The sequence below is a fragment of the Kitasatospora sp. NPDC001527 genome (assembly GCF_040298605.1).
Classification (GTDB): domain Bacteria; phylum Actinomycetota; class Actinomycetes; order Streptomycetales; family Streptomycetaceae; genus Kitasatospora.
The window spans coordinates 213,247-237,396 of record NZ_JBEPAM010000007.1; the positions used below are offsets into that span (position 1 = coordinate 213,247).

Annotated in this window: 25 protein-coding genes and 1 pseudogene; 14 read left to right on the forward strand and 12 right to left on the reverse strand. The window is 74.9% G+C overall.

Annotated elements, in window-relative coordinates; all coding sequences use genetic code 11:
- Positions 1–121: 121 nt before the first annotated feature.
- Genes ABT238_RS10280 through ABT238_RS10290 form a run of 3 tightly spaced genes read left to right on the forward strand, consistent with a single transcriptional unit; the run spans position 122 to position 2,810 of the window.
- Positions 122–1,081, forward strand: coding sequence for a formylglycine-generating enzyme family protein (locus ABT238_RS10280; RefSeq protein WP_350569560.1), 960 nt, complete (start codon positions 122–124; stop codon positions 1,079–1,081).
- A 52-nt stretch (positions 1,082–1,133) separates the two neighbouring features.
- The gene (locus ABT238_RS10285) at positions 1,134–1,805 is read left to right on the forward strand and encodes a HEAT repeat domain-containing protein (protein ID WP_350569561.1); all 672 of its coding nucleotides are present in this window, start codon (positions 1,134–1,136) and stop codon (positions 1,803–1,805) included.
- Between the two features lie 3 nt (positions 1,806–1,808).
- Complete coding sequence (locus ABT238_RS10290) at positions 1,809–2,810, forward strand: HEAT repeat domain-containing protein (RefSeq protein ID WP_350569562.1); 1,002 nt, start codon at positions 1,809–1,811, stop codon at positions 2,808–2,810.
- 69 nt (positions 2,811–2,879) lie between these two features.
- Here the strand turns inward: ABT238_RS10290 and ABT238_RS10295 are convergent, their stop codons facing one another.
- From ABT238_RS10295 to ABT238_RS10320, 6 genes are read right to left on the reverse strand one after another with little or no spacing between them, the layout of a single operon-like run.
- Positions 2,880–3,200, reverse strand: coding sequence for a DMT family transporter (locus ABT238_RS10295; protein WP_350569563.1), 321 nt, complete (start codon positions 3,198–3,200; stop codon positions 2,880–2,882).
- A 6-nt stretch (positions 3,201–3,206) separates the two neighbouring features.
- The gene (locus ABT238_RS10300) at positions 3,207–3,881 is read right to left on the reverse strand and encodes an HAD family hydrolase (RefSeq protein WP_350756444.1); all 675 of its coding nucleotides are present in this window, start codon (positions 3,879–3,881) and stop codon (positions 3,207–3,209) included.
- Positions 3,882–3,914: 33 nt separating this feature from the next.
- Positions 3,915–5,000 carry an ABC transporter ATP-binding protein gene (locus ABT238_RS10305; RefSeq protein WP_350569566.1) on the reverse strand — a complete coding sequence of 362 codons (1,086 nt, stop codon included), beginning with the start codon at positions 4,998–5,000 and terminating at the stop codon, positions 3,915–3,917.
- Positions 5,001–5,019: 19 nt separating this feature from the next.
- Entirely contained in the window at positions 5,020–5,871 is an 852-nt protein-coding gene (locus tag ABT238_RS10310; RefSeq protein ID WP_350569567.1) for an ABC transporter permease, read from the reverse strand.
- The gene (locus tag ABT238_RS10315) at positions 5,859–6,824 is read right to left on the reverse strand and encodes an ABC transporter permease (protein WP_350569569.1); all 966 of its coding nucleotides are present in this window, start codon (positions 6,822–6,824) and stop codon (positions 5,859–5,861) included. Before ABT238_RS10315 ends, ABT238_RS10310 begins: the two co-directional genes overlap by 13 nt.
- Positions 6,825–6,864: 40 nt before the next feature.
- Entirely contained in the window at positions 6,865–8,034 is a 1,170-nt protein-coding gene (locus ABT238_RS10320; protein WP_350569570.1) for an ABC transporter substrate-binding protein, read from the reverse strand.
- 342 nt (positions 8,035–8,376) lie between these two features.
- Between ABT238_RS10320 and ABT238_RS10325 the strand changes: the two genes are divergently transcribed.
- Positions 8,377–9,192, forward strand: a complete 816-nt coding sequence (locus ABT238_RS10325) for a GntR family transcriptional regulator (protein ID WP_350756530.1) — start codon at positions 8,377–8,379, stop codon at positions 9,190–9,192.
- Between the two features lie 61 nt (positions 9,193–9,253).
- Here the strand turns inward: ABT238_RS10325 and tmpA are convergent, their stop codons facing one another.
- Together tmpA and ABT238_RS10335 are read right to left on the reverse strand one after the other, a co-directional pair.
- Complete coding sequence (tmpA, locus tag ABT238_RS10330) at positions 9,254–10,852, reverse strand: 2-trimethylaminoethylphosphonate dioxygenase (RefSeq protein ID WP_350756446.1); 1,599 nt, start codon at positions 10,850–10,852, stop codon at positions 9,254–9,256.
- Between the two features lie 189 nt (positions 10,853–11,041).
- Positions 11,042–12,193 carry a pyridoxal-phosphate-dependent aminotransferase family protein gene (locus ABT238_RS10335; RefSeq protein WP_502884342.1) on the reverse strand — a complete coding sequence of 384 codons (1,152 nt, stop codon included), beginning with the start codon at positions 12,191–12,193 and terminating at the stop codon, positions 11,042–11,044.
- Between the two features lie 43 nt (positions 12,194–12,236).
- Here ABT238_RS10335 and ABT238_RS10340 point away from each other — a divergent pair, with 43 nt between their 5' ends.
- From ABT238_RS10340 to ABT238_RS10360, 5 genes are all read left to right on the forward strand, one after another.
- Entirely contained in the window at positions 12,237–13,340 is a 1,104-nt protein-coding gene (locus ABT238_RS10340; RefSeq protein ID WP_350569573.1) for an amidohydrolase family protein, read from the forward strand.
- 73 nt (positions 13,341–13,413) lie between these two features.
- Entirely contained in the window at positions 13,414–14,091 is a 678-nt protein-coding gene (locus ABT238_RS10345; protein ID WP_350569575.1) for a uracil-DNA glycosylase, read from the forward strand.
- 145 nt (positions 14,092–14,236) lie between these two features.
- Positions 14,237–15,313: an SCO1860 family LAETG-anchored protein gene (locus ABT238_RS10350; protein WP_350756448.1), complete on the forward strand. Its 1,077-nt coding sequence runs from the start codon at positions 14,237–14,239 to the stop codon at positions 15,311–15,313.
- A 238-nt stretch (positions 15,314–15,551) separates the two neighbouring features.
- Positions 15,552–16,574: a glutamine synthetase gene (gene glnII, locus ABT238_RS10355; protein ID WP_350569580.1), complete on the forward strand. Its 1,023-nt coding sequence runs from the start codon at positions 15,552–15,554 to the stop codon at positions 16,572–16,574.
- 265 nt (positions 16,575–16,839) lie between these two features.
- Positions 16,840–17,943, forward strand: a complete 1,104-nt coding sequence (locus ABT238_RS10360) for an LLM class flavin-dependent oxidoreductase (RefSeq protein ID WP_350569582.1) — start codon at positions 16,840–16,842, stop codon at positions 17,941–17,943.
- Between the two features lie 50 nt (positions 17,944–17,993).
- On the opposite strand, the gene ABT238_RS10365 is transcribed toward ABT238_RS10360, so the two are convergent.
- A complete protein-coding gene (locus tag ABT238_RS10365; protein ID WP_350569584.1) occupies positions 17,994–18,437 on the reverse strand; it encodes a GNAT family N-acetyltransferase in 444 nt (147 codons plus the stop codon).
- A 34-nt stretch (positions 18,438–18,471) separates the two neighbouring features.
- A complete protein-coding gene (locus ABT238_RS10370) occupies positions 18,472–19,137 on the reverse strand; it encodes a DUF4232 domain-containing protein (RefSeq protein ID WP_350756450.1) in 666 nt (221 codons plus the stop codon).
- A 165-nt stretch (positions 19,138–19,302) separates the two neighbouring features.
- On the opposite strand from ABT238_RS10370, the gene ABT238_RS10375 reads away from it, so the two are divergent.
- From ABT238_RS10375 to ABT238_RS10390, 4 genes and pseudogenes are all read left to right on the forward strand, one after another.
- Positions 19,303–19,851, forward strand: a complete 549-nt coding sequence (locus tag ABT238_RS10375; RefSeq protein WP_350756452.1) for a hypothetical protein — start codon at positions 19,303–19,305, stop codon at positions 19,849–19,851.
- A gap of 44 nt (positions 19,852–19,895) precedes the next feature.
- Positions 19,896–19,955 (forward strand): annotated as a pseudogene (locus tag ABT238_RS10380) (hypothetical protein); the annotation flags it as partial.
- Positions 19,956–20,080: 125 nt separating this feature from the next.
- Positions 20,081–20,548, forward strand: a complete 468-nt coding sequence (locus ABT238_RS10385) for a hypothetical protein (RefSeq protein WP_350756533.1) — start codon at positions 20,081–20,083, stop codon at positions 20,546–20,548.
- A 120-nt stretch (positions 20,549–20,668) separates the two neighbouring features.
- The gene (locus tag ABT238_RS10390) at positions 20,669–21,190 is read left to right on the forward strand and encodes a hypothetical protein (protein ID WP_350756535.1); all 522 of its coding nucleotides are present in this window, start codon (positions 20,669–20,671) and stop codon (positions 21,188–21,190) included.
- On the opposite strand, the gene cobC is transcribed toward ABT238_RS10390, so the two are convergent.
- Both cobC and ABT238_RS10400 read right to left on the reverse strand, forming a co-directional pair.
- Entirely contained in the window at positions 21,133–22,260 is a 1,128-nt protein-coding gene (gene cobC, locus ABT238_RS10395; RefSeq protein ID WP_350569593.1) for an Rv2231c family histidinol phosphate aminotransferase CobC, read from the reverse strand. The two genes, ABT238_RS10390 and cobC, sit on opposite strands and share 58 nt — an antisense overlap.
- Positions 22,257–22,733 carry a cobalamin biosynthesis protein gene (locus tag ABT238_RS10400; protein WP_350756454.1) on the reverse strand — a complete coding sequence of 159 codons (477 nt, stop codon included), beginning with the start codon at positions 22,731–22,733 and terminating at the stop codon, positions 22,257–22,259. The genes cobC and ABT238_RS10400 overlap by 4 nt, the downstream gene beginning before the upstream one ends.
- A gap of 500 nt (positions 22,734–23,233) precedes the next feature.
- Here ABT238_RS10400 and ABT238_RS10405 point away from each other — a divergent pair, with 500 nt between their 5' ends.
- Entirely contained in the window at positions 23,234–24,145 is a 912-nt protein-coding gene (locus ABT238_RS10405; protein WP_350569596.1) for an alkaline phosphatase family protein, read from the forward strand.
- The last annotated feature ends 5 nt before the right edge of the window (positions 24,146–24,150 follow it).

Here is a 24,150-nt window from a genome sequence, read left to right on the forward strand (position 1 = left end):
GCCTCCGGGGGGGGGGCGGCGGCTGCGCCCGCCGGCGCGCCCCGCCCCCCCCCCCCCGGGGGGGGGGGGGGGGGCGCCCCGCCCCCCACCCCCGGACCCCGACCCGTGACGAGGAACCCCCGTGCCGACCACCCCCAAGCCCTGCTGCACCCCCGGCCGCGACGCCGGCGGGGCCGCGCCGCTCACGCTCGCCGCCCCCACCCCCGCTCCCGCCTCGCGGGTGGCGCGGCAGCTCACCGGCCTGCCCGGCGGGCGGTTCCTGATGGGCACCGACGACCGGCAGGGCTACCCGGAGGACGGCGAAGGTCCGGTCCGCGTCGTCAAGCTGAGCCCCTTCCGGATCGCGCCGACCACGGTGACCAACGCCGCCTTCGCGACCTTCGTCAAGGCCACCGGCCACCGCACCGAGGCCGAGACCTTCGGCTTCTCCTACGTCTTCGAGGGCTTCCTGGCGCCCGAACTCGCTTCCGCCGCACCGGCGGTGGCCGCCGTGCCGTGGTGGCGGGCGGTCGCCGGGGCGTACTGGCGGGCGCCCGAGGGGCCGGGTTCCTCGGTCACCACCCGGCAGAACCACCCCGTCGTGCACGTCTCCTGGCACGACGCGCAGGCGTACTGCGCCTGGTCCGGCACCCGGCTGCCCACCGAGGCCGAGTGGGAGTACGCCGCCCGCGGCGGCCTGGAGCAGGCGCGCTACCCGTGGGGCGACGAACTCGACCCGGGGGGCCGGCACCAGTGCAACATCTGGCGGGGTGTCTTCCCCACCCTGAACACGGCGGCGGACGGCCACCGGGGAACCGCCCCGGTGACCGCCTTCCGGCCCAACGGCTTCGGGCTGTACAACACCGTCGGCAACGTCTGGGAGTGGTGCGCGGACCGGTTCAGCGCCGACTTCCACCGCACCGGCCCGCGCCGCGACCCGCTCGGCCCGCCGGACGGCGAGTCGCGGGTGATGCGCGGCGGCTCCCACATGTGCCACGCCTCGTACTGCAACCGCTACCGGGTGGCCGCGCGCAGCTCCAACACCCCGGACAGCTCGGCCGGGAACATCGGCTTCCGGGTGGCGGCCGACGCCGCCGCTTGACCTTGACACAGTGGCAAGGTCTTGACTGCGGGCCCAGGAGGAGGTGGTCCCGATGACCATGCCACACGAGGAGACGGCCGTGACGCGAGCGCTGCGCGCGCTGGAGCACACCGACCCGTCGGTCCGGCTGCAGGCCGCGCTCGCGGCCGGTACCGCGCCGGACCCGGGGTTCGTCGGCAGGCTCGTCGAGCGCAGCGCGGTCGAATCCGAGTTCTACGTGCGGGAGATGCTGACCTGGGCGCTCACCCGCCACGCGCCGTCCCTGACGGTCCCGGCGCTCGTCGGCGAGGTCCGCTCGGAGCAGGCTCAGGCGCGCAGCCAGGCCCTGCACACGCTGTCCAAGATCGGGGACCGGCGGGCCTGGCCGGCGATCACGCCGGCGCTGCTGGCCGACGCCGACGACGAGGTGGCCCGGACCGCCTGGCGGGCGGCGGTCGTCCTCGCGCCCAAGGGCGAGAGGCCCGCGCTGGCCGTAGAGTTGACGGGACAACTCGGTCGCGGCGACCGCGGGACGCAGCTGAGCCTCAGCCGGGCGCTGATCGCCCTCGGGGAGGCGGCGCTGCCGGCCCTGGAAGCCGCCGCCACCGCTCCCGACCCCCGGGTGCGCACGCACGCGCTCGCCACGGAACGGCTGCGGCGCGACCCGGACGCCGGCTTCGGGTTCGCGATCGAGGCGGCGAAGCGCGTCGTGGCCCTGGGCGGGGCCGGCGGGGAGGGGCGGTAGGCCGTGTTGATCGGTGAGGTCGCGCGACGGTCCGGGGTCAGTTCCCGCATGCTCCGGCACTACGAGTCGCTCGGCCTGGTGCGGCCGACCGGACGGACCGGCGCCGGCTACCGGGAGTACGCCGAGGAGGACGTCCGGCGGATCTTCCACATCGAGAGCCTGCGGTCCCTGGGGCTGTCGCTGCGCGACGTCGGGCGGGCGCTCGACGACCCCGGCTTCGCACCGGCCGGACTCGTCGACGAGCTGATCCGCGAGACGCGCGAGCGCATCGCGGTGGAGACGGAACTGCTCACGCGGCTGCGCCGGATCGGTGCCGCGGAGCCCGCGGGCTGGGACGACGTCCTGCGGACTGTCGCGCTGCTCCAGGCGCTGGGGTCGAAGAGCGCCGGGGCGCGCCACCGCGCGGCCCTGTCCGTGACCGACGACGCCCGGGCGCCGGTGGAGGCGCTGGTCGAGGCCGTGCTGGGCGAGGCGGACCCCAACGTCGCCGGAGCGCTCCGCTGGGCGCTGGCGCAGGCGGGCGAGGAGGCGGCGCCCCTGCTGGCGAAGGGGCTCGGCTCGCCCTCGGCGGAGGTGCGCGCGCGTGCCGCCCGGGCCCTCGCCGAGCTGCCCGGCGCCGCCGCGACCGCCCTGTTGCGCGACGCCCTCGGCGACCCCGACCCGGTGGTCCGCGGCCACGCGGCGCCGGCGCTCGGCGCGCGGGGCGTGGCCGAGGCGGTCCCGGTGCTGGTCGACATGATCGTCGAGGGAGTGCGGGACGTCGACGCGGCGGACGCCCTGGGCGCCCTGGCGGGTGATCCGGAGTCCGCCGACCGGATCGCCGCCTCCCTCGTCGACCGGCTCCTCCCGGGGCGGCTGGAGGCGCCGTCCCGCCGCCGGCTGGCCCAGGCCCTGGTGGACGTCCCGGGCGCCACGGCGACCGCCGCCCTCGCTGGCCTGTGCCACGACGCCGACCGCCCCGTCGCCCTCACCGCCGGCTACGCCCTGCGCCGGCGCCGGCCGTGACGCCGTGACGCCGCGGGGCCGGAACGGGACGGGCCCCGTACGCGCTGCGCACGGGGCCCGAGCGGAGGGTCAGTGGCTGCCGCGGAGGTTGAGGACGACGACGCCGACGACGATCAGGGCTATGCCGAACCACTGCAGCCGTCCCAGCGACTCGCCGAAGGCGGCGACGCCGATGCCGGCCACGGCCGCCGTGCCGGCGCCGGACCAGACGGCGTAGGCCACCGAGACCGGGATGTGCTTCAGGGCGCGGCCGAGCAGGACGAAGGAGAGGACGTAGCCGATGGCCACGCCCACGCTCGGCCAGAGCCTGCTGAAGCCCTCGGTCAGCTTGAGGCAGCTGGTGGCGCAGACTTCGCTGATGATCGCCAGGGCGAGGAGTACGTAGGGCATGGGGGATCAAACCCCGGGCGCGGCGGTGAGCTTCCCGAGCAGGGCCAGGTCCGCGTGCTCCAGGCTGTCCAGCAGGGTGACCCGGGAGCCGTCCGGGATCGGGACGTCGCTGGAGGGGACGGCGAGCACCGCGCAGCCGGCGGCGGTGGCGGAGGCCACGCCGGTCGGGGTGTCCTCGACGGCCACGCAGCTGGCCGGGTCCAGGCCGAGGCGGGCGGCGGCGGCCAGGTAGGGGTCCGGGGCGGGCTTGGTGCGGGGGGTGTCCTCGGCGGCCAGCGTGACGGCGAACCAGTCGCGGCCCAGGGTGGACAGCACCAGGTCGACGACCCGGCGGGGGGAGGCGGAGACCAGCGCGGTGGGCACCCGGGCGTCCCGGAGCGAGGCGAGCAGCGCGAGGGCGCCCGGCCGCGGGACGGTCTCGGCCGCCACCTTGCCGGCGAAGGAGTCGCCCAGGCGGGTGGCGAGTTCGGCCTCGGTCAGCGAGGTGCCGCTGACCCGGTGGAGGTGGGCGGCGGTGTGCTCGATCGCCTGGCCGAGCACCTCGGGCGCGTCGGCGTCGGTGAGGGAGTGGTGCAGCTCGTCGGCGAGCTCGGCGGCGGCCTGCCACCAGAGCTGCTCGGTGTCGACGAGGGTGCCGTCCATGTCGAAGAGGACGGCGGCGGGTGGGGGAGTGTGAGGCATGGCGGTACCTTCGGAGCGGTTCAACAGAGCGGATCAGACCGTACGACGGTCGACCAGCACGGGCCGCTCCGGGAGGGTCAGGGCGGCGCGCGAGCCGATCGGCAGGGCGGCGGCGGCCTCGGTGGGCAGGTCGGCCTTGACCTCGGTGCCGTCGTTCAGCCGGACGGTGAGGCGGGTGACCGCGCCCAGGAAGGACGCGGAGACCACCAGGGCCGCCCCGTGCTCCCCGGGGGTCAGCCGGACGTTCTCCGGGCGGACCAGGACGTGCAGGTCGCCGTCGGCGGGCACGGCGCCGTCCGCGGCGTGGCGGCGGCCGAGGACCTCGACGCCGTCGCCGGAGCGCTCGCAGGGGATGCGGCTCATGGTGCCGACGAACTCGGCGACGAAGGCGGTGGCCGGCCTGGCGTACAGCTCGGAGGGGGCGGCGCACTGCTCCAGGCGGCCGGCGCGCAGCACGGCGACCCGGTCGGCCATCGACAGCGCCTCCTCCTGGTCGTGGGTGACGAACAGGGTGGTGATCCCCAGCTCCTGCTGGAGGCGGCGGATCTCCTCGCGCAGCGACAGCCGCACCTTGGCGTCCAGCGCGGACAGCGGCTCGTCGAGCAGCAGCACCCGCGGCTGCAGGGCGAGCGCGCGGGCGAGCGCGATGCGCTGCTGCTGGCCGCCGGACATCTGGTGCGGGTAGCGGCCGGCGTGCTGCGGCAGGCCGACCAGCTCCAGCAGCTCCTGGGCCCGCTTGAGGCGCTCGGCCTTGCCGGTGCCGCGCATCCGCAGGCCGAAGGCGACGTTGTCGGCGGCGGTCAGGTGCGGGAAGAGGCTGTACGACTGGAACACCATGCCGGCGTCGCGCTTGTGGGCGGGGATCGCGGTGATGTCCTGGCCGTCGACCAGGACCTGGCCCGAGTCGTGCTGCTCGAAGCCGGCCAGGATGCGCAGCGCGGTGGTCTTGCCGCAGCCGGAGGGGCCGAGCAGGGCGAGCAGCTCGCCGGGGTGGACGGTGAGGTCGAGGCCGTCGAGCGCGGTGGTGGCGCCGAACGCGCGGCGCAGCGAGCGGAACTCGACGGTCGCGCTGCCGGGGGCGAGGGGGACGCCGGTGACGGGGGCGGTGGCCGTGGTCATGATGGGTGGCTCCGGGGGTTCAGGAAGTGGCGGTCTTGGTGCGGCGCTCGCGGCCGACGGTGGCCAGCAGGAGCAGCAGCAGCCAGGTGAGCAGCAGGCTCAGGATGGAGACCGCGACCGACATGTGGGCCTGGCTGTTGCCGACCGAGTAGATCCAGACCGGGAAGGGCTGGAAGCCGAGGATCGAGGCGGCGGTGAACTCGCCGAGGACCAGGGCCAGGGTGAGGAAGGAGGCGTTCAGCAGGGCGCCGCGCAGGTTGGGCAGGACGACGGTGAACACCGCGCGCGGCCAGCTCGCGCCGCAGTTGCGGGCGGCCTCGACCAGGGTGCGCACGTCCACCGAGCGCAGGCCGGCGTCCAGGGCGCGGTAGGCGAGCGGCAGGGCCATCAGCACGTAGGCGATGACCAGCACCAGCGGGAAGTCCGGGTCCTGGACGAACACGAAGGTCTGGAAGAGCGGCGTGTCCATCAGGTGGTCCGGGCCCCAGCGGAGCACGCCGATCAGGCCGGCGGTCAGGGCGACCGGCGGGACGACCAGCGGCAGGGTGCAGAGCACGTCGATGACCGGGCGCAGCTTCGGCGCGCCGAGCCGGACGGCGATCAGCGCCGGTACGAGCAGGAGCAGCAGCACCAGGACGGTGACCACGGCGAGGCCCAGGGTCAGCCAGAGGCTGTCCAGGAAGCCGGGGGCGGAGAGCAGTCCGGTGTAGGCCTCGAAGGAGACGCCCCTCGGGTCGTCGACGGAGAACCAGGCGGAGGCCGCGAGCGGGACGACGAAGTAGACGCCGGCGAGCAGCAGGACGGCGCCGCGCCACCAGCGCACCTTGGGCCGGCGGGAGGCCGTGCGGGCGGGGGTGGTCAGCTGAGCCATCGGGCGCTCCGGCGCTGGAGGGGGAGGTACACGGCCATCACCAGGACGGCCACGACGATCATGTTGAGGCTGAGGGCGAGGGCGAGGTTGCCCTGGCCGACCAGCACGTTGCCGGAGAGCGCGTCCGCGATCGAGCGGCTGACCAGCGGGACGGTCGCGCCGACCATCGCGGCGGCGGTGGCGTAGGCGGCGAAGGCGCTGCCGAAGAGCAGCACGAAGCCGCCGAGCAGGGAGGGCAGCAGGATCGGCAGGGCGACGTGGCGCCAGTACTGGACGGTGGTGGCGCGGTTGTTCTGCGCCGCCTCGCGCCACTGGGTGCGCAGGCCGTCCAGGGCCGGGGTGATGGTGAGCACCATCAGCGGGATGAGGAAGTACAGGTAGACGACGGTCAGGCCGGTGAACGAGTACAGCGACCAGCCGTGGTCGGTGAGGTGCAGCAGCTTGGTGATCTCGCCGGCGTTGCCGAGCGTGGCGACGAACGCGAAGGCGAGCGGCAGGCCGCCGAAGTTGGCGAGCACGCCGGAGGCGGTGAGCACCGCCTGGCGCAGCCAGCCGTGCCGGGAGGTGACGACCGCCTGGGCGAGCGGCAGGCCGATCAGGGTGGCGAGCAGCGCGGTCAGCGCGGAGAGCTTGAGGCTGCTCAGCATGGCCGTCAGGTAGGCGCCCTGGACGGAGGCCGTCAGGTTGTCGAAGGTGAACTGCCCGGCACCGCTCTCGGCGTCGCTGGAGGTGGTGAACGCGCCGATCACGATGGCGACGGTGGGCAGTCCGAAGCCGATCAGGAAGAACAGCAGCAGGGGGACGGTGGCGAGCCAGGAGCCGCCGCCGAGGCGGGCGAGCGGGCGCCGCCGGGGGGTGGGGGTGGTGGTCGTGGCGGTGGCGGACGCCCCCGCGCCGCCACCGGGGACGGTGGCGGCGGGGGTGGTCGGCACCGGGGTGGGAGCCGTGGTCATGAGTGCTTCTTCAGCCCGTTCGATGAGTGCCGACGGTCGGTCAGCCCGCGATGGCCTTGGTCCAGTTCTCGGTGACGACCTTCTTGGCCGCGTTGATCTGGTCCACGGTCGGGAAGGTGGTGAACGGCTTCTCGACGGCCGGCAGCTTGGCGGCGGCGGCGGCGTCCAGGGTGCCGTCCTTCTTCAGCGCCTCGAAGGTGGAGGGGGTGGCGTAGCCGCCGAGGAAGAGGTTCTGGCCCTCGGCGCTGAACAGGTACTCCTGCCACAGGCGGGCGGCCGCCGGGTGCGGGGCCCACTTGTTGATGCCCTGGTTGTAGAACTGGGCGTAGGAGCCGTCGACCGGGATGGAGACCTTCCAGTCGACGCCCTTCTCCTTGAACTCGTCGGTGTAGCCGGCGTTCAGGTAGGACCAGTCGATCGAGATCGGGGTCTCGCCCTTCTCGATGGTGGCCGGGGTGGACTCGACCGGGTTGAAGTTGCCGGACTGCTTCAGCTTGCCGAAGAAGTCGATGCCGGGCTGGACGTTGTCCAGCGAGCCGCCGTTGGCGAGCGCGGCCGCGTAGACGCCGCCGAAGGCGGAGCCGGACTTGGTCGGGTTGCCGTTGAGGGCGACCTGACCCTTGTACTCGGGCTTCAGCAGGTCGGCGAAGGTCTTCGGGCAGTTGGCGATCCGCTTGGCGTCGCAGCCGATCGAGATGTAGCCGCCGTAGTCGTTGACGGCGGCGCCGTTGGCGTCCTTCATGGTGTCCGGCACCTTGTCGAAGGTCGCCACCTTGTAGGGGGCGAGGATGCCGTCCTTGACCGCCTGGAGGGCGAAGGCGCTGCCCAGGTCGACCACGTCGGGGGCGCGGTCCTGGCCCTTGCGGGAGTTGATCGCGTTGATCTCGTCCTGGCTGGAGCCGTCCGGGTTCTCCTCCTCGACCTCGATGCCGTACTTGGCCTTGAACGAGTCGATGATCTTGCCGTAGTTCGCCCAGTCCCGGGGCAGCGTGATGACGTGCAGCTTGCCCTCCTTCTTGGCAGCGGCGACCAGGCCGTCCATGCCGCCGAAGTCGGCGGCGGAGGTGGCCTCCTTGGCGTCCTTGGCGCCGGCCTTGGCGGCGTCGCCGGACTTGGCGCTCGACCCGGCGGAGCCGCAGGCGGTGAGCGAGAGCGCGGCGGCGGTCAGGACGGCCGCGAAGGCGGCGGCGCGGGCACGGTGCACGGTCACGGGGAAGTCTCCTGTTAAGGGGGCGTACTGCGAGGGGGCGTTCGCGGGGGGTTCCGCGGGCCTGCGTCTCGCGAAGGGCGGCGGGCCGGCCGGGTGAGCGGCCGATCGACGTCGTCCGAGTTGACTAGCCAACTTCGCTGACGGGGGTAAGTACGCCGGAGCGCGGTGACGGGAAGGTGAACGGATGGCCCAGAACCGGGGTCGGCTGCGGGAACGGTCGAATCAGGTCGCCGGCGGACCATCCGACGGGTGCGATGCTTCGGGAGCGCAGCGGGATAAGGTCGGGCTGTCCGGCGCCGTACGGGCTGCGCAGGACACCGCCCAGGAGGGACATTGACTGACGTGGCACTGGAGTCGGGGCGCCCGGAGACCGGCCCGGCCCGCCCGGCCGGCGCTGCCGGAGCCGAGCGCGGATCCGGTTCGCTCTACCGCAAGGTCGCCTCCGACCTGCGGGAGGCGATCACCACCGGGGCGTTCGGCGAGGCCGGACGGCTGCCCGCCGAGGGCGCGCTCGCCGAGCAGTACGGCGTCTCGCGCGGCACCGTCCGCCAGGCGCTCGCCGTGCTGCGCTCGGACGGCCTGGTCACCTCCCGCCGGGGCACCCGCCGGGTGGTGCTCGGCACGGCCCGGGTGCAGAGCTTCTCCGAACTGCTCAGCTTCACGCACTGGGCGTACTCGATGGGCGAGGAGCCCGGCGGCATACTCGACTCGCTGGTGCGCCGCCCGGCCGACGCCGCCGAGCGCGAGCAGTTGCGGCTCGAACCGGGGGCCGAGGTCTACGTCACGGTGCGGCTGCGCACCCTCTCCGGCACGCCGGTGATGGTCGAGCGGACCATCTACCCGCCCCGGGTCGGCGAGATCGTCGCCGAACTGCCGCCGGACGTCGTCTCGCACACCGAAGTCCTGCGCGAGCACGGGATCCTGTTCACCGACGCCGACCACACGATCGACATCGTCGCCGCCAACGGGGACGACGCCCGGCTGCTCGGCTGCCGACGCGGCGGGCCGCTGCTGCGCGAGCGGCGCCGGACGACGGATCCGACCGGGACGCCGGTGGAGTGGTCCCAGGACCGTTACCTGCCCGGCACGGTGGCGTTCAGCGTGCACAACTCGCTGGCCACCTCGGCGCTTTCGCGGCACGCCCGGGAGGGCGACTGACGGCTGCGGCGGGGGCGGCCCGGTACGCCGGGCCGCCCCGTGCCCCATCGGTGACGGGCCGTCAGTTCATCAGCGAGGCCAGCAGCGGCCGGAAGTGGGCGAAGTCCGGCGTCGCGGCCCCGGCCTCCTTCGCCTGCTCGTCCCAGCGGCGCACCGCCACCGCGTCCTCGGCGCCCGGGTGGGCGGCGAAGGCGGCGGCGTCCTGCTCGGACATCGGCCCGCCCTGCACCCGCAGGGTGTACTCGGAGGCCTCGGACAGCCGCGCCCGGTAGTCCGGTTCGACCGCGCACAGGTAGCGCTTGGCCGCCACGTGCAGCCGGACCGGCCCGGTGACCTCCGGGCCGAACCAGCGGGCCAGCCGGTCGGCCCCGGTGTCGCTGTGCCGGTTGTCCCGACCCCGCATCAGATCGCCTCCGTGCAGCGCTTCCTGGCCGTGCTCGTCGAAGAAGTGGCCGACGTCGTGCAGCAGCGCCGCCGCGACCAGGTGCGGGGCCGCCCCGGCCGCCTCGGCCAGCGCGCCGGCCTGCAGCATGTGCTCGGCCATGGTGACCGCCTCGCCCAGGTACTCCCCGGCGCCCTCGCCCGCGAACAGCGCCTCCAGCTCGTCGAGTGCGGCCACCCGGCGGTCCAGCACGGCCAGGGCGGAGGCGAGCGAGTCCACGTCCGCGTAGCAGCCCTGGAGGTGGCGGCGGCCGTCCTGGGCGAAGGCCGTCCGGGCGTGCATCAGCCGGGTGTTGTCGAAGATCAGGCAGTCGCCCGGGTCGAGCCGGAACTCCAGCCGGAGCTCCGGGCGCAGGGTGATCGCGGCGAACGCGCGGTACGCGGCGTAGAACGCCTCCAGCTCCGCCGCCGGGCCGCGCAGGGTGGCGATCGAGCGGTTGTTGAACCGGACCTCGCGGATCCGGCCCAGCGGGTCCACCTCGATCAGCGGCCGGTCGGCGCGCAGGTCGGTGGCGCGGTCGCGGAAGACGAACGGCACGGGCGTGCGGGTCAGCACCGCGAAGTGCCCCGGCGCCTCCGCGCGCAGCTGCGCCGCGGCCCGGAAGCCGTCCACCAGGCCGGAGTCCCCGCCGGTCGCCGAGTTCTCCAGGCAGTGCAGCAGTTGCAGGGTGGGAACCGGGTCCCGGTACGGGTTGTCGGTGTGCGGGGCGATCGCGGCGCTGGTGAACGCGAGGTTGTTCGGGTCCGGCTCGACCCGGACGTCGAACAGCTCGCCGTAGTTGGTGACCCGCACGTACCCGAAGGTCTCGGCGACCTCCAGCACCTGCCGCTCGCGCACCGGCACGTCGCGCAGCACGGCGAAGCCCGAGCGGCGGACGGCGGCGAGCACGGCGGCCCGCTCGGCCGGGTCGGCCAGGTAGGCCGGCCACCGCGCCTCCGGGAGGCCGCGCGCGAAGTCCGCGGCGACCCAGAGCCGCATGTCCGCCTCCGTCCGCCCGTCACCGTCCGCCTCCCGCGCCAGCCAGTCGCCGGGGTAGCGCGAGCGGTGCCCGTCCGACCACAGCACCTCCAGGTGCCCGTCCAGCTCCGCCTGCGCGGCGATCGAGAGGTCGTCCGGCAGATCGGTGATCTGGAACAGCTTCTGCCCGTTGCGCGGGTCGCGGCACTCGGCGCAGGGGCAGTTGTCGCGCAGCCAGTACGGCGGCAGCTCGGTGGTCATGGGTGTTCTCCTCGGCGGCCCGGCGGGCAAAGTTGTATAGCCAACTTCTTTCCGTGGAGCCTGCCGGGGGCGGGTGAGCACCGGGTGCCGGGGGAGTGAACGGTTCGGGAACAGTGCCGGCTGGCGGCCACCGGAAACGCGAACCGCCCCGCCCGCTGCGGCGGACGGGGCGGACGGGCGACGTGCCGGTCAGGCGGTGAGCGCCGTCTCCCAGGCCTGGGTGGCGGCGGTGAGGGCGGGGGCCGGGCCGGCGGTGGTGGCGGTGGCGAGGGCGGTGAGGGTGGCGCGGACGGTGCCGAGGGTCGCCGCGGGGCCGTAGTGGTTGACCCGGAGCATCTCGGTGGCCAGGGCGCCGCCGCCGGCCTGGACCGGGAGGGACGGGTCGAGGCGGCGCAGCTCGGCGGCGAGGGCGGTGGCGTCCAGGCCGGCCGGCGTGCGCAGCGTGGTGGCCACCGGCGCGGCGTGGGCGTCCTCCGGGACGAACGGGGCGAGCGTGCCGAGCGCCCGGACGCCCGCGCGGGTGGCGGCCGCGGCCGCCCGGTGGCGGGCGATGACGGCGGGCAGGCCGTCGGCCGCGATCCGGTCCAGGCAGGCGCCGAGCGCGAGCATCTCCAGCTGCGCCGGGGCGTGCGGCAGGACGGTGCGCCCGGCGTCCGTCCAGCGCTCCTTCCAGTCCAGCAGCGAGAGGTAGGAGCGGCGCGGGGCGGCCGGGTTGGCGGTGATCCGCTCCCAGGCCCGCGCGGAGACCGAGACGGCCGAGACGCCGGCCGGGCCGCCCATCGCCTTCTGCCCGCCGATCACGCACAGGTCCACGCCCCAGGCGTCGGTCAGCAGCGGCTCGGCGGCCACCGAGGCGACCGCGTCCACCATCAGCAGCGCGCCGTGCTCGCGCACCACGGCGGCGATCCCGGCGACCGGGTTGGTGTTGCCGGTGGCGGCCTCGGCGTGCACCAGCGAGACGAAGTCGATGGCCGGCTCGGCGGCCAGGGCCTCGGCGACCTGCTCGGCGCTCACCGCGCTGTCGAAGGGCACGGCGAGGTCGACGACCTTCGCGCCGCAGTCGCGCAGCCAGTTGCCGAAGGTCTGGCCGTACGGGCCGGTGACGATGTTGAGCGCGGTCGAGCCCGGGTGCGCGGCGCCGCGGATGGCGGCCTCCAGCGGCAGCAGCGCCTCGCCCTGGGTGACGATGACGTCGGCGGTGGTGTGCAGCAGCGCGGCGACCTGGTCCTCGATCGCCGCGAAGTCGGCGGCGGTGAGCGGGGGCAGGTCGAGGAAGGGGCTCACGGTTGCGGGGCCTTTCGGGGAGGGGACGACGGGCCGGCGGGAACGAGTCTGCCCCATGTTCGCTGCTTACACGGAACGGCGCCGTCGGTAGAGTGCGGCCATGAGCGATGGCGCGGTGCTGCACGTCCGGGGTCGGGTGCTGGTCGGTCCCGAGGACGTCCGGGACGAACTCTGGGTGGTGGACGGCCGGGTGACCTTCTCCCGTCCGGCCGCGGTCGGCGCCGGCTCGGCCGACGTCCGGACGGTGGAGGGCTGGGTGCTGCCCGGCCTGGTGGACGCCCACTGTCACGTCGGCCTGGACGCGCACGGCGCCGTCGACGCCGCCACCAGCGAGAAGCAGGCGCTCACCGACCGCGACGCCGGCACCCTGCTGATCCGCGACGCCGGATCCGCCGCCGACACCCGCTGGATCGACGACCGCGAGGACCTGCCCCGGATCGTCCGGGCCGGCCGGCACATCGCCCGCACCCGCCGCTACATCCGCAACTACGCGCACGAGATCGAGCCCGGCGACCTCGCCGCCTACGTGCGCGCCGAGGCCCGGCGCGGCGACGGCTGGGTCAAGCTGGTCGGCGACTGGATCGACCGCGAGCGCGGCGACCTGGCCGCCTGCTGGCCGGGTGACGCGCTCGCCGAGGCGATCGCGGCGGCGCACGAGGAGGGCGCCCGGGTGACCGCGCACTGCTTCGCCGCCGAGTCGCTGCCGGACCTGCTGGCCGCCGGGATCGACTGCGTCGAGCACGCCACCGGCCTGACCGAGGAGCTGATCCCGGTCTTCGCCGAGCGCGGGGTCGCGATCGTGCCGACCCTCGTCAACATCGCCACCTTCCCGGAGCTGGCGGCGGGCGGCGAGGGCAGGTTCCCGGCCTGGGCCGCCCACATGCGGCGCCTGCACGAGCGCCGCTACGACACGGTCGGCGCCGCGCACGACGCGGGCATCCCCGTCTACGTCGGCACGGACGCGGGCGGCTCGCTGGCCCACGGGCTGGTGGCGCAGGAGGTCGCCGAGCTGGTGAAGGCCGGGCTCACCCCCGCCGAGGCGCTGTCGGCGGCCAGTTGGGGCGCGCGCGCCTGGCTGGGGCGCCCCGGCCTGGAGGAGGGCGCGCCGGCGGACTTCGTGGTGTACGCGCACGACCCGCGAGCCGACGTGCGGGTGCTGGCCGATCCGCGGCTGGTGGTGCTGCGCGGGCGCCCGGTGGCGTGAGGCGCGCGGGCCGCCCTCCGGTGTGATCGTCTCGGTGACCGGACTGTCGGTGTAGGCCGATAGGGTTACGCCCATGGCACCGCGTCCACTGAACGAGATCGTCGAGCCCGGGTGGGCCACCGCGCTGGAGCCGGTGGCCGGGCGGGTCGCCGCGATGGGCGACTTCCTCCGCGCCGAGCTGGCCGCCGGCCGCACCTATCTGCCGTCCGGCCCGAACGTGCTGCGCGCCTTCCAGCAGCCGTTCGCCGACGTGCGGGTGCTGATCGTCGGCCAGGACCCCTATCCGACGCCCGGCCACGCCGTCGGCCTCAGCTTCTCGGTGGGGGCCGACGTCCGGCCGATCCCGGCCAGTCTGATCAACATCTTCCAGGAGTACGGCAGCGACCTCGGGCTGCCGCAGCCGTCCAGCGGCGACCTCACCCCGTGGACGCGGCAGGGCGTGCTGCTGCTGAACCGCGCGCTGACCACCGCCCCGCGCAAGCCCGCCGCGCACCGCGGCAAGGGCTGGGAGGAGGTCACCGAGCAGGCGATCCGCGCCCTGACGGCGCGCGGCGGCCCGCTGGTGGCGATCCTCTGGGGCCGTGACGCGCGCAATCTGCGGCCGCTGCTGGGCGAGATCCCCGCGATCGAGTCGGCGCACCCGAGCCCGTACTCGGCGAGCGGCGGCTTCTTCGGCTCGCGCCCGTTCAGCCGGGCCAACGAGCTGCTGGTGCGGCAGGGCGCGCAGCCGGTGGACTGGCGGCTGCCGTAACGCTGCCGCCGCAGGCCGTAGCAGGTCGGCGTCAGCCTTGGATGCCAACCTCACCCCAACGAGTGAAATAACGTTCTGTGTTACTCATGTGACGGATCGTTTGAGAAGACTGGCGGCTCATCCATTCAGCCGTGGGGGTACCGCCATGTCTTCTCGACGAACCGTTTCCGCAGCCACCGCCGTCCTGGCCTGCGCCGTTCTCACCGCGCCGCCGGCCTGGGCCGCCGAGCCCGCTCCTACCGCCGCGCCCACCGCCTCCCCGGCCGGATCGCCGGGCAAGGCGCGTGCCGTCACCGCCGAACTCGACCTGGACGTCCGGCTGTTGGACAACGCCGTGAGCGTCCCGGTCGACGTCGCGCTCAACAAGGTCGAGTCCCCGGCCCAGCGCGAGGGCACCGTTCTCACCGCCACGGTGGCCGGCGTCGACCAGTCCGGCCCGGTCACCCTGGTGAAGGCGGACGTCGGCAAGTCGGTCACCAGGGTGGACGCCACGGGCGCCACCGCCTCCGTCACGCTCGCCGACGCCGACGTGCACGCCCCCGGCCTGCCCGCGACCACCCTGCTCGGCCTGGAGGCGCTCAGCGCCACCGCCACCTGCCCGGTCGACGGGCAGCCCACCGCCGACGTGGTCGCGCCCGCCCGGCTCACCGTCCTCGGCAAGCCGGTCACCCTCGGCCTGTACGGGCCGACCAGGGTGGACGTACCGCTGGTCGGCAGCGTGTCGGTCGAGTTCTCCAAGAAGACCACCACCTCGACGACGGCCGCCGCCTCCGCCCTGGAGGTCCAGGTGGCGGTGGACCCGCTCAACCTCAACGTCGCCAAGGTCACCGGCACCGTCACGGTCGCCTCGGTGAGCTGCGAGAAGCCCGTGCCGGCCGCTCCGGCGGCCACCGCGACACCCTCCACCACCCCCGCGGCCGCCGTCACCCCGACCCCGGCCGCCCAGCCCGTCGCGGACACCACCCCGTCCGCGACTCCCGCCGCGGCGACGGCCGGCGCCACCGCCACCGCCACCTCCACCGGCCGGAAGACCGCGTCCCCCGCGTCGCCCGGCGCCTCCGCCCCCACCGCCGCGCCGGACACGCTCGCCTCCACCGGCGGCAACGACGCCACCGGCCCGCTCGCCGCCGGGGCCGCCGCGCTGGTCGCCGCAGGCGCCTGCGCCCTCTGGGCCACCCGCCGCCGCCGGGCCGCCGCCCCGGCCCACGCCCGTCGGCACTGACCCCGGGCCGTCGGGCCCGGCCCCCTGCCCAAGCCCCCGGCCCCGGCCCTACCGGCTCCGGCCCACCGGCCCCGGCTCCCCACGGGTGCGGGGGTGCCACCCGCGGCACTCCCGCACCGTGACCGTGCCAATGCGGACGGTTGGTTCACATGCGCGTTACACAAGAGGAACAACCGGGAAACGGCGGCTTGCAACGCTACGCGGGCACCCCACCACTCAGTTTGCGAGGTACACCGCCGTGGCAATCAAGGCCGAGTACATCTGGATCGACGGCACCAAGCCGACCGCCAAGCTCCGCTCCAAGACTCGTGTCCTGCCGAACGCGGACAAGATCCCCACCTGGGGCTTCGACGGTTCCTCGACCAGCCAGGCCGAGGGCCACGCCTCGGACCGCGTGCTGGACCCGGTGCGGGTCGTGCCGGACCCGATCCGCGGTGGCGACAACATCCTCGTCCTCTGCGAGGTCAACGAGACCGACGGTACCCCGCACGAGTCCAACACCCGTGCCCTGCTGCGCGGCGTCGCCGAGCAGTACGCGGCGCAGGAGTCGATCTTCGGCATCGAGCAGGAGTACACCTTCTTCAAGGGCTCCCGCCCGCTCGGCTTCCCCGAGGGCGGCTACCCGGCCCCGCAGGGCGGCTACTACTGCGGCGTCGGCGCCGAGGAGGTCTTCGGCCGCGAGATCGTCGAGCTGCACCTCGACCGCTGCATCGCGGCCGGCCTGGCCATCTGCGGCATCAACGCCGAGGTCATGCCCGGCCAGTGGGAGTTCCAGATCGGCCCGGTCGACGCCCTGACCGTCTCCGACGACATGTGGATCGCCCGCTACCTGCTCTACCGCACCGCCGAGGAGTTCGGCATCGACGCCACCCTCGACCCGAAGCCCGTCCGCGGCGACTGGAACGGCGCCGGCGCGCACACCAACTTCTCCACCAGGGCGATGCGCGAGAACTACGACGCGATCATCACCGCCTGCGAGTCGCTCGGCACCTCCCAGGAGAAGGTCCTGGAGCACGTCACCCAGTACGGCGCCGACATCGAGTCCCGCCTGACCGGCAAGCACGAGACCGCCCCGTGGAACGTCTACTCCTACGGCGTCTCCGACCGCGGCGCCTCGGTCCGCATCCCGTGGCAGGTCGAGGTGGAGCAGAAGGGCTACATCGAGGACCGCCGCCCGAACGCCAACGTCGACCCCTACGTCGTCACCCGCCTGCTGATCAACACCTGCTGCGCCGCCCTGGAGAAGGCCGGCCTGGTCTGATCCCGGTCCGCCGGAAGCAGCACCCCGCACGCCCGCAGGGCCTCCCCACCTCACCGGGGAGGCCCTGCGGGCGTTTCCGGCGTGGCCGGGGGAGGCTCTCTTGATCGGTGCCGGGCGGGAGCGGATAATTCCGTTCATGACTGCCTCCACGTGCCTCGTGCGTCGCCTGCACGTGGATCTGGCGCGCGTGTGTGCGGACGCCTGTCGCCGGTGAGTGGCCGATTTCCCTCCCTTCAGGCTGTTCCCGACACCGGAGTGTGTGCTCATGACGTTGACGTTCCACTGGTTCCTGCCCACGAACGGTGACAGCCGGCAGGTGGTCGGCGGGGGGCACGGGTCGACACCCGGCACGGCCGGGGGCGACCGGCCGCCGTCGGTGGGGTACCTGGGGCAGATCGCCCGCACGGCCGAGCAGTTGGGGTTCGAGGGGGCGCTGACGCCGACCGGGGCGTGGTGCGAGGACGCCTGGCTGACGACGGCGATGCTCACCCAGGTGACCGAGCGGCTCAAGTTCCTGGTGGCGTTCCGGCCCGGGCAGATCGCGCCGACGCTGGCGGCGCAGATGGCGGCGACCTACCAGCGGCACTCCGGCGGGCGGCTGTTGCTGAACGTGGTGACCGGCGGGGAGTCGGCGGAGCAGCGCGCGTACGGGGACTTCCTGGACAAGGACGCGCGCTACGCCCGCACCGGGGAGTTCCTGTCGATCGTGCGGCGGCTCTGGGCGGGGGAGACCGTGGACCACGACGGCCCGCATCTGCGCGTCGAGCGCGCGGTGGTGAACCGGCTGCCGGAGCCGGCGCCGCCGGTGTACTTCGGCGGGTCGTCCCCGGCGGCGGGCGAGGTCGCGGCGCGGTACGCGGACGTGTACCTCACCTGGGGCGAACCGCCCTCGCAGGTGCGGGAGAAGATCACCTGGATCCGTGAACTCGCGGCGCGGCAGGGGCGGGTGGTGCGGTTCGGGATCCGGCTGCACGTGATCACCCGGGACACCTCGGCGCAGGCGTGGGCGGAGACGGAGCGGCTGCTGGCGGCGATGGACCCCCAGCGCGTCCGGGAGACCCAGCGGGCGCTGGCCCGCAGCGAGTCGGTGGGGCAGCGCCGGATGCTCGCGCTGCACGGCGGCTCGGCGGAGCGGCTGGAGGTGTACCCCGGGCTGTGGGCGGGCGTCGGGCTGCTGCGCGGCGGGGCCGGGACGGCGCTGGTGGGCAGCCACCGGGAGGTGGCCGACCTGGTCACCGAGTACCACGAGCTGGGCATCGACGAGTTCGTGCTCAGCGGGATGCCGCACCTGGAGGAGGCGTACTGGTTCGGCGAGGGCGTGCTGCCGGTGCTGGCCGCCCGCGGCCTGTGGCGCCGGCCGGAGCGGTAGGGAGCATCCGGCCGGCGGGGGAGGGGCCTTCGGGGGAGGGGCGGGCCGGGCTACTGCTCGCCCAGCACCATCCACTGCTCGGGCTTCGCGACCGCCTGGAAGCCCACCTTCGCGTAGACGCCGTGGGCGTCGGCGGTGGCGAGCAGGACGCGGCGCAGGCCGTGCTCGGCGAGCCGGTCGCGGACGGCGGCGGCCAGCGCGGTGCCCAGTCCCCGGCCGCGGGCGGCCGGGGCGATGTAGACGTCGCACAGCCAGGCGAAGGTCGCGTGGTCGGTGACCACCCGGGCGTAGCCGACCTGGCCGCCGGAATCCCGCGCGTAGAGACCGAAGTTGAGCGATCCGGCGATCGCGCGGTCCTGCTTCTCGCGGCTGCGGCCGAGCGCCCAGTAGGCGTCCTGGGACAGCCACTGGTGGATCAGCGCGGCGTCGAGGCGCGCGGGGTCGGTGGAGATCTCGTAGCCGTCCGGCAGGTCACTGGTCATGGCCGGATCCAAGCAGAGGGGCAGGCCGTGCGACCAGCGGTTTGTCTCAGTGGACGGGCACGGCGTCCTCCGGCAGGTTGTGCCAGTTGGTGACGATCGGCCGGTCGACGTCGGTGCGGCCGACCGGCAGGCTGACCGGGTCGGGGTCGGGGTTGCCGATGCCCACGATGACGTCGGTGAACTCGACGGCCTGGTTGTCCTTGGTGGTCTTCGCCATGACGCCCGCGTAGGCGGTGTCCGAGCCGCTGAGCCTGATCGGCCGGCCGGCGCCCTGCTCGGCCTTGGACGCCTCGATGCCGCGCGAGCCGAAGGCGATGACCGGGGGCCGGGGCGGGAGCGTGCAGGTGACGCCCGGCTTGGCCTTGGCGGCGATCAGGATGTAGCCGCCCGCCTGGGACTCCGTCCTGGCGGTGAGCACGAGGTCCTTGGCGCCGCAGGTGCCCGCGGGCGCGGTGGAGGCGGAGGAGGCGGCGGAGGCCGACGCGGAGGAGGCGGTGGTGGCGGGCGCGGAGGAGGGCTTGGCGGCGGCGGAGGGCGTCGCGGCCGTGGACGGCGCGTTGGTGGCGGTGGCCGGGGCGGTGGCCGGGGCGGTGGTCACGGCGGGGCTCGACGCGGGGGCGGCGGTGTCGCTGTTCTCCGGCCCGCACGCGGTGGCGGTGACGGCGAGCGCCGCGACGGCGGCGGCGGTGAGAGCGAGACGGCGCGAGCGCATGCGGTTTCCCCCAGAGTCGTGGTGCGCCGGTGTCGCTCACCGGCGCACCACGACCGTACGACGCGATCGTTCACGGCCCGGTGCGGGAAATATCCCGATCCTGTCGCAGACCGCGCCGCCGGAAAGGGATGGTCAACGCCCATGCCGCGCGGGACGATCGGCCCCATGACTGCCCTCCCGTTGCTCCTTCTCGACGTCGACGGCCCGCTGAACCCGTTCGCCGCCGAGCCGCAGGAACAGCCCGCCGGCTACCGGACGCACCACGTCCGCCCCGACTCCTGGCTGGCCCGGTTCCCCGGCCGGCCGGTCGGGGAGATCGAGCCGATCCGGCTCTGGATCAACCCCGACCACGGACCCCGACTCCTCGGCCTGCCCTTCGAACTGGTCTGGGCGACGGCCTGGAAGGGCGAGGCCAACACCTGGATAGCCCCGCTCGTCGGCCTGCCCGAACTCCCGTTCATCGCCTGGCCGCAGATGCACCAGGACGACCCGGACGGCCTGCACTGGAAGACCCGCGCGCTGCTCGACTGGGCGGACGGCCGCCCGTTCGTCTGGGTGGACGACGAACTGGGGCCGCAGGACACCGAGTGGATCGCCGCCCACCACCCCGGCCCGGCGGCCACCTTCCGGATCAACCCCGGGATCGGCCTGCGGGACGAGGACTTCGCCACCCTGCGGGAATGGGCGCGCACCGAGCTGGGGACCGGGGCGTGAGGGTCGGCACGGTCGAGCGGCTGCGGCGCTATCCCGTGAAGTCGATGCTCGGGGAGGAGCTGCGGGCGGCCTCCGTGACGGAGCGGGGGATCGCCGGGGACCGGGCGTACGCGCTGCTGGACGCCGCGACCGGGCGGGTGGTGAGTGCCAAGCGCCCGCGCCTGTGGGCGGGTGTGCTCGGGTTCACCGCCGCGACCGGACCCGGGGGCGGGGTGGTGGTCACCGGCTGGTGGACGAGCCGCCGCAGGGCGCGAGCGTCCAACGGTCCGTGCCGGAGGAGGTCCTGGCGCACGGACCGCACGCCGACGTCGGGTTCACCGTCGACGAGCTGGGGCGCGGTGCGCCGCCCGGCACCTTCGTCGACTTCGCGCCGCTCCACCTGCTCACCACGGCCGCCCTCGCCGCGACGAACGGCGCCGCGCCCGAGCGGTACCGCCCGAACGTGCTGGTCCGGACCCCGGACGGCGCCCCCGGCTTCGTCGAGAACGGCTGGGTCGAGGGTGAGCCGGCGATCGGGCCGGAGCTGCGCCCGCACGTCGTCACGGCGACGCCGCGCTGTGCCGTCCCCACCCTCGCGCACGGGCCGGGCTGCCGCGTTCGCCGGCGGCGCTGCGCACGCCCGCGCGGCGCAACCGGCTGGTCCCGCCGCCGGGCATGCCCGCGCTGCCCTGCGTCGGTGTGTACGCCCGGGTGCTGACGCCCGGCCGGGTGGCGGTCGGGGACCCGGTGGTGCTGTCCTCCTGAGGTGCGGGGAACCGCCCGCCGGTCCGGACAGTCCCATCGCCACCAGGACGGGACTGGCGAGGAGGCGACCGGGATGGGCAGGGAGCAGGAGCGCGGCGCGGCGGCGGCCGGCGGGTGGCGGACGTGGGCGGCCCGCGTGGCCGTGGTGGCGTCGGCGGGAACGGCGCTGGCCGTGGTGCTGGTGACCTCGGGCGGCGGTGGCGGCCGGACGGACGTCGTCACCGTCCGGGTGACGGCGACGGCCACGGCCACGGCGGCGGGGAGCACCGCCGCCCCACCGCGCCGCGAGGTGACCCCGGACGTGCGGCCGGCCGACCCCGGCCCCGCCGCGGCCGTGGGCGTCGCCTACCCGCTCGACTGGAACACCCACTGCGAGACCAGCCACCTGAGCTTCGCCGGGCGCAGCTGGCGGACCGAGCGGCCGCCGGTCCTGCCGCCCGGCCCGCCCGGCCCGCAGGGCCCCGGCTCGGGACCCCGGGTGCTGCCGGGCTGGGCCACGCTGACCGCCGCGGACCGGCTCCGCTTCGACGCCCCCGGCTACCTCGCCGGTCCGGTGCTGCTCGAACCGGCCGCCCGGCCCGGGATCTGCGAGTAGCCGGCGTCCTGGAGAACCCCGAGCGCGGTCGCCAGGGCGGCCAGGAAGCGGTCCGTGGTGGCCTCGTCCCGGACGGCGACGCGCAGCCAGTCCGCGCCGAGACCGGGGAAGGTGTCGCCCCGCCGGACGGCGAAGCCCAGCTCGCGCAGCCGGGCGCGGACGGCGCCCGCGCCGGGCAGTTCGAGCAGCAGGAAGGACGCCGCCGGCTCGCCGTGCACCCGGACGGCCGGGAACGCGGCCAGACCCTTCAGCAGGTGCTCGCGCCACAGGGCCAGCTCCCGCGCCGCCTGCTCGGCCTCGGCGAGCGCGGCCGGGGCGGAGCAGGCCTCGGCGGCGACCAGCGCCGGGGTGGAGACCGGCCAGAGCGGCTGCGCGGCGGCCAGGGCGGCGATCAGCGGCGCCGGGCCGAGCGCGTAGCCGATCCGCAGGCCGGCCAGCCCCCAGGTCTTGGTGAGGCTGCGCAGCACGACCACCCGGCCGGGCAGGTCCCGGACGGAGGCGAGGGACTGGCTCTCGCCGGGCACGGTGTCCATGAACGCCTCGTCGATCACCAGGGTGCGGCCGGGCCGGGCCAGGGCGGCGACGGCGGCGGCCGGGTGGAGGACGGAGGTGGGGTTGGTGGGGTTGCCGAGCACGACCAGGTCGGCCTCCTCCGGCACCGCGCCCCCGGTCAGCCGGAAGCCCTCCCCGGGGGTGAGCAGGACCCGCCGCACCCGGTGCCCGGCGTCCCGCAGCGCGGCCTCGGGCTCGGTGAACTGCGGGTGCACGACCGCTATGTGACGAGGTGTCAGAGTGCGCGCGAGCAGCACGAAGGCCTCGGCGGCGCCCGAGGTGAGCAGCACCTCCGCGGCCGGCCGGCCGTGCCGTTCGGCGACCGAGGCCCGGGCGGTGGCGCCGTCGGGGTAGGCGGCGAGGTCGGCGAGGGTGGCGGCGAGGCGTTCGCGCAGCCACGGCGGGGGCGTGCCGGTGCGGACGTTGACGGCGAGGTCGACCAGGCCGGCGCCGTCGGCACGCACCTCGGCGTCCCCGTGGTGGCGCAGGTCGGGTTCGGCGGGGGAGTGGGGGGTCACGGCTGCTCTCCTGGGTTCTGCTGGACGTGCGGACGGCGCGGACGGTGCGGGGTGACGGGGACGCGGGCGACGGCCACCGTCGCGGCCGCCGACTTCCGCTTGGGGACGACCAGCTCGGCGCGCCCGCCGCCGACGGCGCCCGCCAGCGCGGCCGCCTCCGCCACGCTGACCGTGCCGACCGCCTCGCCGACGGCGCCGGACGGGTTCGGCACCGGGACGGCGGCCAGCGTCTCGGCCGGGTACTCGACCACCGGCACGCCGAGCGCCGCCGCGGCCGCGCGGACGGCGGGGTGCCCGGCCTTGCCGGCGAGGGTGGCGAGCGCGCCGACGGCGCCGGACGGCAGCCGGGCCGCGGCGAGCGTCCGCCGGATCAGCTCCAGCAGCTCCGCCCCGGTCGCCATGCCGCGCACGCCCACCCCGACGACGAGCCGGTCCGCGCCGACGCCGCCCCCGCCGTCACCCGAACCGCCCAACGCGCCGGATTCTCCGCGTCGCGAACCGTTTCCGTCCGGTCCTCTCACGCCGCGCTCACGCCCTGCTCACGTCCCGTTCCTCCGCGCCACCCGCCCGACACCTGCGAGGGCCGCCCGCCGGCCGCCGCGGGCCGGAGCCCGTCCGCGGCGGCCGAAACCCGCCGTTCCGGCCGGCCGGAACGCCCAGGTCAGGCCGGTCCCGGGTGCCGGGGGCCGCCGAAATCCCACCACGCCCGTGACGGACGGGTCAATCGTGACGGTTGTGACGTACGTCCGGGGGCGATCCTCGGCCGGCGACCGCTGTTCGCCGTTTCTTCATGTCACCGCCGAGGTCCGCGCCACCGCGCCGCTCCTACTGTTTGCGGCGCTCCGAAACCGCCGGCCCACCGATCGGCGGTCCTCTCCCCACCCGGCAGTTCCCCACCCGGCCGGGCCCCTCCCCGACCCGGCCGCCCCGACGTACGGAGGACACCATGCCCGAAACCCCGGAGACTGTTGACATGAGCGCCACGACCCCCGTTGCCGGGGGCGCCGCCCCGCGCCGCCCCCGCCGCCGCACCCTCACCGCCTCCGCCGCCGGCCTGGCCCTGGTCGCCGGCTCGCTCGGCCTCTGGGCCGCCACCGGCACCACCGCGCAGGCCGCCGCGCTGCCGACCCCGGACCACGTGGTCGTCGTCGTCATGGAGAACCACGCCTACAGCCAGGTGATCGGCAGCTCCGGCGCGCCGTACATCAACAACACGCTGAAGGCCGGCGGCGCCACCCTCACCCAGTCGTTCGGGCTCACCCACCCCAGCGAGCCCAACTACTACCAGCTGTTCTCCGGCTCCAACCAGGGCCGCACCGACGACAGCTGCGTGCCGGTCGGCTCGATCAACAAGCCGAACCTCGCCTCCGAGCTGATCGCCGCCGGCAAGACCTGGGGCAGCTACAACGAGGGCCTGCCGAGCCAGGGTTCGACCGTCTGCTCCAGCGGCAAGTACGCGCAGAAGCACAACCCGTGGTTCGGCTTCGGCAACGTGCCGACCAACACCGCGTTCACCATGACGCAGTTCCCGACGAACTTCGCGAGCCTGCCGAAGGTCTCCTTCGTCGTCCCTGACCTCTGCAACGACATGCACGACTGCTCGGTCTCCACCGGCGACAGCTGGATCCAGAACAAGCTCGGCGCCTACGCCGCCTGGGCCAGGAACAACAACAGCATCCTGGTCGTGACCTTCGACGAGGACAACCGCCTCTCCGGCAACCGCATCCCCACCGTGTTCTACGGCGCCCACGTCACCCCGGGCTCCACCACCGCCACCACCTACAACCACTACAACGTGCTGCGCACGCTGGAGGACCTCGCGGGCCTGACCACCCACGCGGGCAACGCCGCCACCGCCGCCACCATCACCGGCATCTGGAACTGACGCCC

What these genes read in the sequence shown, in the direction of transcription:
- ABT238_RS10285 (WP_350569561.1), top strand. Translation starts at nt 1,134, where the DNA reads ATGACCATGCCACACGAGGAGACGGCCGTGACGCGAGCGCTGCGCGCG.
- ABT238_RS10295 (WP_350569563.1), bottom strand. Translation starts at nt 3,200, where the DNA reads ATGCCCTACGTACTCCTCGCCCTGGCGATCATCAGCGAAGTCTGCGCC.
- ABT238_RS10300 (WP_350756444.1), bottom strand. Translation starts at nt 3,881, where the DNA reads ATGCCTCACACTCCCCCACCCGCCGCCGTCCTCTTCGACATGGACGGC.
- ABT238_RS10305 (WP_350569566.1), bottom strand. Translation starts at nt 5,000, where the DNA reads ATGACCACGGCCACCGCCCCCGTCACCGGCGTCCCCCTCGCCCCCGGC.
- ABT238_RS10310 (WP_350569567.1), bottom strand. Translation starts at nt 5,871, where the DNA reads ATGGCTCAGCTGACCACCCCCGCCCGCACGGCCTCCCGCCGGCCCAAG.
- ABT238_RS10315 (WP_350569569.1), bottom strand. Translation starts at nt 6,824, where the DNA reads ATGACCACGGCTCCCACCCCGGTGCCGACCACCCCCGCCGCCACCGTC.
- tmpA (WP_350756446.1), bottom strand. Translation starts at nt 10,852, where the DNA reads ATGACCACCGAGCTGCCGCCGTACTGGCTGCGCGACAACTGCCCCTGC.
- ABT238_RS10335 (WP_502884342.1), bottom strand. Translation starts at nt 12,193, where the DNA reads ATGGGGCAGACTCGTTCCCGCCGGCCCGTCGTCCCCTCCCCGAAAGGC.
- ABT238_RS10340 (WP_350569573.1), top strand. Translation starts at nt 12,237, where the DNA reads ATGAGCGATGGCGCGGTGCTGCACGTCCGGGGTCGGGTGCTGGTCGGT.
- ABT238_RS10345 (WP_350569575.1), top strand. Translation starts at nt 13,414, where the DNA reads ATGGCACCGCGTCCACTGAACGAGATCGTCGAGCCCGGGTGGGCCACC.
- ABT238_RS10350 (WP_350756448.1), top strand. Translation starts at nt 14,237, where the DNA reads ATGTCTTCTCGACGAACCGTTTCCGCAGCCACCGCCGTCCTGGCCTGC.
- ABT238_RS10360 (WP_350569582.1), top strand. Translation starts at nt 16,840, where the DNA reads ATGACGTTGACGTTCCACTGGTTCCTGCCCACGAACGGTGACAGCCGG.
- ABT238_RS10370 (WP_350756450.1), bottom strand. Translation starts at nt 19,137, where the DNA reads ATGCGCTCGCGCCGTCTCGCTCTCACCGCCGCCGCCGTCGCGGCGCTC.
- ABT238_RS10375 (WP_350756452.1), top strand. Translation starts at nt 19,303, where the DNA reads ATGACTGCCCTCCCGTTGCTCCTTCTCGACGTCGACGGCCCGCTGAAC.
- ABT238_RS10390 (WP_350756535.1), top strand. Translation starts at nt 20,669, where the DNA reads ATGGGCAGGGAGCAGGAGCGCGGCGCGGCGGCGGCCGGCGGGTGGCGG.
- ABT238_RS10405 (WP_350569596.1), top strand. Translation starts at nt 23,234, where the DNA reads ATGAGCGCCACGACCCCCGTTGCCGGGGGCGCCGCCCCGCGCCGCCCC.